Genomic DNA, 9131 nt, shown 5'->3' on the forward strand with positions numbered 1-9131 from the left:
GTGCGGGTATTTTCAGCGAGGACAAAAAGCAGGTATCGCGGTGTCATCGCCTGCAAAACCGCCGCTGCCTTCACACTTATGGGTGGCAGGCAGCGGCGACTGGCTTATTGCGGGGCCAGTGACAGCCAGCTCAGGCGCCAGACGTCATGCTCGCGGCCACCGCAGCGGTAGTAAGGCTCGAACACCAGCGGCGCGCGGCTTTGCAGCTGCATCGTCACCGGCGCGCCTTCACCGTTGTCCTGGCCTACCTGCAGCCAGCGCGAAGGATCACCTTCCGGCAACTTCACGGTTTCATCGGTCTTGAAGCCATCGATCAGCGTGGTCGCATAGACCAGCGGGCCGTAGCTCAAGCCAACGTATTCCCAGCGCAGCACTTCCTGCGCCACCGGTGAACCGTCGGGTGCACGCGATTCCTGCACATTGATGTTGGCGGCGCGGTGCAGCTGCGGCTGCATCGGCAGCTGCACCGTGACCAAGTCACCGGCCTGCCACTGGCGCTGCAGCTGCACGTATCCGTCCGCAGCAAGCTGTACCGGCACATTGACACCATTGACCTGGATGCGTGCATCCTCGGCCCAGGCCGGGATGCGCAGGCCGATGCTGAAGCTGGCACTGTGCTCGGGCGTGACCCGCAGACTGATATCGCCGTTGAAGGGATAGCGGGTCTGCTGCTGCAGCACCACCTTGCCAGCGTCTGCATGATTGAGCGTGGCTTCGCCGGCGCCGTACAGGTTCACCCGCAGGCCGCCGTCGGCAGCGACGCCATAGGCGATCTGCGGCAGCTCTTCCACCGCCATCGCGCCAGACGACTTGCAGCAGCGCCAGTACGTTGTATGCACACGCTTGCCGTTGGGGAAGGTGTAGTAACACCAGTCCTCGCCGTTCGGTGCCATCGCTGCCAGCAGGTCGTTGTAGGCAGTGCGTTCCAGCTCATCGGCGTAACGCGCGTGGCCGCTGATGGCCAGCAGCTCACGGTTGAGCTGCATCCACGCCAGCACCGAGCAGGTTTCCACATAGGCCTGCGGGAAGAAGGTGCGCGGTGCGTTGAACACTTCGCGCGAGCGATGGGCAACGCCGCCCCACGGGCCGCCGCCCAGGGTCAGGTGCTGCTCGCGGATGTTGTTCCACAGGTTATCGATGGCCAGCTTGTAATCGGCCTTGCCGGTGGCCTTGTACAGCTTGGCCAGTCCAACAAGATTCCACGACAGCTGGTAGGCCTTGCCGGTTGCGATGAAGGCGGCGTCTTCGTTGGCGATGCCCTTGTCGAGCAGGGCCAGGCGCGGATTGGCGTTGGCCTGCTGCAGGATGGTCTCGGCCAATGCGAGATATCGCGGCTCGCCGGTGACCAGATACAGGTCGGCGGCCGGGTCCAGCAGCACCGTCGCCGACATGCCGTGGTGGTTGCCCAGCGTGGTGATGTCGATGCCCGATTCCAGCGCCTGCCAGCACAGGTCGGCGATGCGCCGCGCGGCTTGCAGGTAGCTGTCATCGCCCAGCGCACGCCAGGTTTCGAGGAAGCCGAGGATCAGGTAGCTGTGGGTCCAGATGTCCCAGGTGCGCAGCGCTGGCTCGCCGTTCCAGCTCTCGGGTTTTGGCGGCTGCGGCACGGTGAAACGGCGGTCGGCGGCGTAGTTGCCGAGATAGCCGTCGTCATCCTGCTGGCTGATCAACCAATCGGCGACGCGGCGCAGGTTGGCTTCCAGCTCGGGTTGGCTGCCCTGTGCAACCGCACGCGCGGTCGCCGACAGCCACTTGCCGGCGTGCTCGCCGTACCAGTCGCCTTCCTGGTTCTGCTGCTTATGCGCCTGGCCGAAGATGCTGATTGACGGGCTGGCTTCATCGACGATGAAGTGGCTCAGGCGTCCGCTGCGATTGGCCGTCAGCATCTGCCCGAACACGCCGTCCAGCTGCACCGCGCTGGGCGTGATCAGCTGCTGACCGATGGTGATGGCCGCACTCATGCCGCGTCCACCACGCAACGGAAGCCGAGCATGCCGCTGCGGTCCTTGGCCGGTGCCATCAGCAGGTACTTGCCGTGCTGGTCCAGGCGATAGGCCTGCGGGAAATACCAGTGCGAGGTCTGCGGCTGGTAGCTGGAGCCGCCGCGCAGGATCGCCGCACGGGTGTGCTCGTCGACGAACTCATCGGTCCACTGCCACACGTTGCCGACCAGATCCTCGACGCCGAACGGGCTGGCGCCCTGCGGATGCGCATCGACATCGGCCGGAGCCAGCAGGCGGCGGCCACGGTTGACCTGCGGCACACGGCTCTGGTCCCAGTCATTGCCCCACGGATAGGTTCGGCCATCGTTGCCCTGGGCGGCGTACTGCCACTCCCATTCGTGCGGCAGGCGCTTGCCGGCCCACGCGGCGTAGGCGCGTGCATCTTCCAACGATACCCAGATCACCGGCTTGCTGTCCCAGCCGGCGCGCGGTGCGCCATCCACCCAATGGGCGAGGAAGTTGATGTCATCGGCCGGGCGGTACGCGGTGGCGTCGATGAAAGCCTTGAACTGCGCATTGGTGACCGGATGGCGATCGATATGGAACGCGGGCATCTGCATCAGCTTGCGGTGGTGACGGCGCGGGCAATCTTCCCACGGGAACTGCACGTCCTGGCCGGCCCAGTTGAAGCCTTCGATCTCGATGCCGCCGACTGCGAACACGAACTCGCCAGCGGGGATGGTGACCATGCCGGTTGGTGCCGCAGCCTGCGCGGCGGTGGCCGGGATCTCGCGCAGCTGCTGCGGAATTGCCTTCCATGCGCCTGAGAAACTATTGAGCGGCTGTTCGGCACGTTTGGCGGCGGCGACCAGGAACGCATCGAGACCACCGACCACAGTGCCCGGCTGCACGCTCAGCACCGCGCCAAAGCCGCGCGCTTCCATCGGCAGCTCGATGATGGCCACCCCATCACGCACGGCCGGCGACAGCTCAACGCCGTGCCAGAGATCGTAGTAACGGGTGCCGTCCACATGCGGCAGGCCGATCTGCTCACCATTGACCGCGTATTCGTTGCGGTTGATCAAGGTGTGCAGGCTCAGGCCGTCGACCGGGAACTTGCTGGCGAAGATGCCGCCCTGGTAGCAGACCTGGTACGGCTCCCAATCCATCGCCACGATCAGCGCCGGGAACTGGCGATAGATCGATGCCATGCGGCGCAGGGTTTCACCATCGCGCGCGGTGAACTGGTTCCAGATGCCCCAGATGTTTTCCCAGGCGTTGTAGCCGATGCCGTTGAAGAAGCAGTACTGCAGGTCGTGGTTGCGGTTGCGCCCCCAGCGGTTTTCGTAATTGACCATGTGGCGCGGCTCCAGCCACTTCCACTTGGACACCGGCGGCACCGGGCCATCGGGTGCCTTCTTGCCCCAGCTCTGCACGTTCCAGATCAGCTGCTCTTCCGAGCTGATGGTGGACTCGGGCTGCACCACCACCGGGTTGCCGTTGGCATCGCAGGCGTCGAAGAACGCACGCGGCACGCCGTTGAAGGTGTCGCCGTTGATGCCGTCGGCACCGGTGGCCTTGATGATCTCGGCCAGGCCATCCCAATGGGTGACGCCCGGGTCACGGGTGCCGTGATCCCACGGCTTGGCCGGCAGGAACACGCGCACGCCACGCTTCTGGAATGCCTTCACCGCAGCGGTCAAACCTTCCAGGCCGCCCGGCAGCGTATGTGCCAGATCGAACTGGTTGCGGTCGTCGATGCCGATGTTCGGGTAGATGTACCAGATCAATACCGAGTCCAGCCCGCCGAAGCGTTCGATCAGATCGTCCAGGTATTTGTTGACGGTGTACTGCGCAGTCTCCACGTCGAAGAAATAACGGTCCTCGACCATCATCTGTGCGTGCACGAAGTTGCGCTGCGCCCACTGCAGTTCCGGCCGGCGGTAGTTCACGTCGGTATAGCCGATACGCACCAGGTGTTCCTGGCGCCAGTCCTTCAGCTCGGTCAACCAATCCGCAGCGCTGGCATTGGCATCGATCATCCAGCTGCCGATATCGGCGAACGGCCACGCCGGTGCCTTGCCCGGCGTGGGCAGGTAGCGGCCGGTGGTGACGTGCGAGAACTTGTACTCGGTGTGGATCACCTCACGCCCATGATCGGGGGAATCGTTGTCGTAATCGGGGGCGGGGTAGGGCGAAGTCATGGCAGTCATCCAACAAAAACGGGGGGAGGCGTAACGGTTACAGCGCGCACCATGCCGCAAGCGCGGCATGGGCGTCGGTGCCGGGCAGGCGGCTGGCGTCGGCCAGCAGCGCCTGTACTTCGGCATGTTCGGGAATACTGGATTGTGCACCCAGGCGCGTGCAGGCCAGTGCCGAGGCGGCGCTGGCGGCAAGCAGGGCCTGCTGCAGCGGTTCATCGCGGGCGAGCAGGGCGACCAAGGTGCCGCAGAAGGTGTCGCCGGCAGCCGTGGTATCGAGTGGTGAAATCGAGAACGCTGGCTGCACCAGGATCTGCCCATCGATGCGGGCCAGGCAGCCGCGCGCGCCAAGAGTGACGATCACGCAGGGAACATCCAACCGCGCCAAGCCGCTGGCCAGGTCCGGCGGGTTGCCGGCAACCACGGCCAACTCGCCTTCGTTGACGATCAGCATGTCCAGCTGTGCCAGCAGTTCGGCCGGCAATACCTGCGCCGGCGCAGCATTCAAGGCGACTTTCGCCCCGGCAGCGCGGGCGGCGGTTGCGTAGGCCTGTACCGAGGCCAGTGGCGATTCCAGCTGCAGCAGCAGCCACTGCACACCATCCAGTGACGGCAGGTGTTCGGGCAGCAGTGCCATGTTGGCGCCGGGGGCGACGGTGATGGCGTTCTCGGCATCATCGGACAGGCAGATGAAGGCGGTGCCAGTCGGCAGCTGCGTATCGCGCACGGCATGCAGCAGCACGCCAGCGTCGTTCAACGAGGCTTCAATTGGCTTGGCGAAGTCATCGGCACCCAGGGCAAGCAGCATCTGCGTGGCGGCGCCACCGGCACGCGCACAGGCCACGGCCTGGTTTGCCCCCTTGCCACCGGGAAAGGTACGGAATTCGCGGCCGAGCACGGTTTCGCCCGGTGCCGGCACATGCGCCGCACGCACCACGAAATCGAGATTGGCCGAGCCGGCGACAAGAACGGTGGAACTCATGGAATGGCCTGGTAGACGAGGTTGTAGAAACGGGTGGACGGTGAAGCAAGCGCCTTGTCACCGCTGGGCAGGTATTGCATCAGCAGGATCGCCACCAGCTTCTCCTTGCGGTCGATGGTGAAGTAGGTGGACGCGGCACCGGACCAGCCGAACTGGCCGACGCTGCCGAGCTTGCCGCGGTACGCCGGGTTGGTGATGACATAGCCGCCAAGGCCGAAGCCTTCGCCGGCCCCATAGCTGCTGATGGCCGGCTCGAAACCGCCGAGCTGGTCGCTCATCATCAGATCGACGGTCTTGCGCGCGAGCAGCTGCTGCCTCCCGCTGCGGCCATCATCGAGCAGCATGTGGGCGAATTTCAGGTAATCGGCGGCAGTGGAATACAGGCCGCCTGCGCCGCTGTCATAGCCCTTCAGGCGCACGCCCGGGTTACGCGCACTGAGCGTATCGGCCACGCGCAGACTGCCATCGTCGTTGCTGGTTGGCAGTTCGACCACACGACCACGCTGCGCCAGCGGCACTTCAAAACCGGTGTCGTGCATCGCCAGCGGGCTGAAGATGCGTTGTTGCAGGAACTGCGCGAACGGTTGTCCGCTGACCACCTCGACCACGCGTGCCAGCAGATCGGTATTGCTGCCTTCGTAATGGAAGTGGGTGCCGGGCGCATCTGCCAACGGCAGCGTGGACAGGCGGCGTGCAACGTCCTGCAGCGACGTCGCGCTGTCGACATCAGCCGCGGTCAACAGCTTGGTCGCCACGCGGTGCGTATCCGACGCTGCTGCAAAGCCGCTGGTATGGGTGAGCAGATGGCGCAGGGTAATCGCGCGCGGTGCATCTTCGGTCTGTGGATGTTGCAGGTCGCCACCGGTCACCACGGTGCGGTCGGCGAACTCGGGCAAGTAGCGCGACAGCGGATCGTCCAGCGACAGCTTGCCTTCTTCCAGCAGCATCAGCACGGCGACCGAGGTCACCGGCTTGGTCATTGAATAGATGCGGAAGATGCTGTCGGCCTGCATCGGCCGAGTGCCAGCGCTGTCGGCATGGCCGTAGTGGTTCTGGAACGCGATCTTGCCATCGTGCTCGACGATGGCGACCGCGCCCGGGAACTGGCCCGGCGCGGTGCTTGCCTGCAGAAAGCTGTCCAGTCGCTGCCAGCGCTCATCAGCGTGCAGCAGCGGTGCGGACAGGCATAGCAGGAGTGCGGCGCCACTGCGCAGCAAGCGGCTGCTGCGAGGTGTTGCGGTGGATTGATGCATGGCGGGCACTCCTGCGTTCATCAGCGGAACGTATACGAATAGCTCAGCGACACCACGCGGCCGCGACCGGCCCAGTAGTTCTGCCAGCCATCGCCCTGCGAGCCGCTGAGGATGTAGTACTTGTTGAACAGGTTGTCCACGCCCAGCGAGAACGTGCCGAAGCGCCCGGAATCATAATTCACGCCCAGATCCCACAGCGTGTAGCCGTTGATTTTCTCGTCGTAGTCGTACTCTTCGCCGTCATACGGACGTACCGCCGAGCTGGTCAGGTGACGATCACGCAGCATGCTGACGCCCAGGGTGGCATCCAGATTGGGCAGCGCCTTCCACACCAGCGCCATGTTGATCTTGTCGGGCGTCGCATCGAAGATGCCCAGCGGCTTCTTCAGCGGGCCGGCGTCGTAGCGGCCCTGCGGGTCCGGGCCCCAGAACGAGGTCCAGCCGCGCAGGTGGGTATACAGGCCGGTGATCTTGAAGGTATCGGTGAAGCGGAACTCGCCGCTCAACTCGATGCCTTTGATGTCGGTCGGGGCGCGGGTCATGATGAAGTCGCTGGTCAGCGGGTCAACTTCCAGCGATGCACCGAAGTCGGAAGTGGAGTGGTACCAGCTGCCGCTCAGCGCACCGCGCGAACCGCGCCAATTGAAGCCGATATCGATGTTGTCGACGATGATCGCCTGTAGGTCGAGGATGCCGGCCACGGTCTGGCCCGGGTAATTCACGTTGCGCAGCGGGATGCCGATATCCGGCAGGGTGAATCCCTTGCTGTAGGCGGTGAACAGCGAGAACTCATCGGTGACGCGCCAGATCGCACCCAGGTTGGGCAGGTTGGCGGTGTAGTCCAGGGTGCCGCCTTCGACGAAGGAATTGTTGCGGTAGGCGACGGTGGTATAGCTGTCGATGTCGAGCTTGCCATTCTCGCGGCGGAAGCCGCCGCTGACCGTGACCGGGCCGATATCCCAGGACAGCTGCGCGTACGGCGCCACGCTGCGGTAGTCCATCGGCGGCACCCAGACGCGGTCGGTCATCACCAGGCGCTGCTCGGCCACGTCCTGCACGAAGTCCACGCCGGTATGCAGCTCCAGGCCATCCACCGCGAAGATGCTGGGGCGCGTCCACGAGGTGCGCAGGCCCTTCTTGCGTGACTGGATCTCGGACTGGTCGAAGATGCGGTCGGCATCATCAGCCGGTGCCGGCTTCACCAGCTGGCGGTCAGCGCCGTTCTCCGGCAGGAAGCGCATGCCCTGCTTGGCCTGGAAGCCGACCAGGTCCAGCGTGCCGCCGTAGAAGTCGCTGTGGGTGTATTGCAGGCTGTATTGGATGAACTTGTTGAGCGCGTCGCGCTGGCCGTCGATGTGGCCCTTGATCGAGGTATTCGGCACCGGCGTGTCGCAGGGCGGCCAGTCATTCGGGCCCTTGCAGCCGACCAGCTGGATGTAGTCGCCGTTGCCGCCGATGTTGAAGTTGCTGTACGTGGCCTGCAGGCGCTGTTCGCCGTCTTCGCCGAAGTTGTAGCCGCCCTTCATGTACAGGTTGCGCGACTGCGAATCGGCCAGCGAACCGCTGGAATTCATGCCGATGCTGCGGCCCTTGGCGTCATAGGCCATGCCGCGCTCCAGCTGCGAGACGCTGGCCAGGAAGTCGTAGCTGTCCTGCTTGATCGCATGGCTCAGGCCCAGCTTCCAACCGACGCTGTCGTCGTTGAACTGGGTCTGGTAGCGGGCGCTGATGGTGGTCTCGCTGCCGATCTGCTCCGGCACCTTGGAGATGTAGTTGATCACGCCACCGGTGGCGCCAATGCCTTCGGCGGCGGACGGGCCATTGATCACTTCGATGCGGCCGATCACGCCCATGTCGGTGAAGGTGCCGTTGCGGGTGCCTTCGCGCAGTGGCGAGCCCTGCGGGATGCTGTCGAACAGGCGCAGCGGAATGCGCCCGCGCAGCGACTCACCGGAATTGGTCATCGCCTGCGAGGATTCGGCATAGCCTGGAATGGTGCGTGCCAGTACCGCGGTGTTGTCCTCGGTGATGATCAACGACTGTTTGATCTCTTCCGGAGTGATGATGGTGATGGCGCCGGGAATCTTGTCCACCGCCTTGGGCGCACGCACGCCGGTGACGATGACCCGGTCCAGCTCGGTGGCTTTTTTATCCTGCGCGCGCTTGTCAGCGCTGCGGCTGTCGTCTTCGTTTGCTGCCTGCATCTGCTGGGCCTGCACGCTGCTGCTGATCGCAGCGGCCAGGACCAGAACCCCCAACGCTACCGGTACCTTTTTCATGGTGTTTATCTCGTTTTTGTTTTAGATAAGACGTGCATGAACTGCTGCCGCGGACTGCGGCATTCCGATACTTCTGTTGGCTGCTGCATCCCTCCCGACGCAACTCCCCGACAAAGCCAGCCTAGGCGTGGACAGCGGGGCATTGAAGGCGGGGGGGCTAGCTTCAGACGTGAGGTTTTGTTGCTTGAAACAAGCTGTGGTTTTTTCTTGCAGTGCAACAAGAAAGGTTTTCTTGTTGCCGCCGGTAATCAGCTTTTGTGGGAGCGGCGTAAGCCGCGAAGCTGGAAAAGCATCCGCTACCGCGCATCCTGCAACTGCAGATACCTCGCCGCTGGAACGATGACCAGCTTCGCGGCATACGCCGCGCCCCCAAACAAAAAAAAACAAACACCAAACAAAAAACGCCCCACACATTCCAGTGGGGCCCCGTTTAAACAGCCGCAATAAGAAAATTAACCTGTGGGGGAGCCACC

Annotated in this window: 6 protein-coding genes; all 6 read right to left on the minus strand. The window is 64.0% G+C overall.

Translation table 11 applies throughout. The features are described from left to right. Nucleotides 1–104: 104 nt before the first annotated feature. A complete protein-coding gene (locus ACVOLV_RS09055; protein WP_481554095.1) occupies nt 105–1961 on the minus strand; it encodes a glycoside hydrolase family 127 protein in 1857 nt (618 codons plus the stop codon). Continuing rightward, nucleotides 1958–4147: a formylglycine-generating enzyme family protein gene (locus ACVOLV_RS09060; RefSeq protein ID WP_481554096.1), complete on the minus strand. Its 2190-nt coding sequence runs from the start codon at nt 4145–4147 to the stop codon at nt 1958–1960. The genes ACVOLV_RS09055 and ACVOLV_RS09060 overlap by 4 nt, the downstream gene beginning before the upstream one ends. A gap of 37 nt (nt 4148–4184) precedes the next feature. After that, nucleotides 4185–5126 carry a ribokinase gene (locus ACVOLV_RS09065; RefSeq protein ID WP_481554097.1) on the minus strand — a complete coding sequence of 314 codons (942 nt, stop codon included), beginning with the start codon at nt 5124–5126 and terminating at the stop codon, nt 4185–4187. Next, nucleotides 5123–6379, minus strand: coding sequence for a serine hydrolase domain-containing protein (locus tag ACVOLV_RS09070; RefSeq protein WP_481554098.1), 1257 nt, complete (start codon nt 6377–6379; stop codon nt 5123–5125). The genes ACVOLV_RS09065 and ACVOLV_RS09070 overlap by 4 nt, the downstream gene beginning before the upstream one ends. 20 nt (nt 6380–6399) lie before the next feature. Further along, nucleotides 6400–8658: a TonB-dependent receptor gene (locus ACVOLV_RS09075; protein ID WP_481554099.1), complete on the minus strand. Its 2259-nt coding sequence runs from the start codon at nt 8656–8658 to the stop codon at nt 6400–6402. A 21-nt stretch (nt 8659–8679) separates the two neighbouring features. Next, nucleotides 8680–9131 (minus strand): hypothetical protein (locus ACVOLV_RS09080; RefSeq protein ID WP_481554100.1); only part of this gene is annotated, 452 nt, incomplete at its 5' end.

Source organism: Stenotrophomonas sp. STEN023, assembly GCF_056760135.1.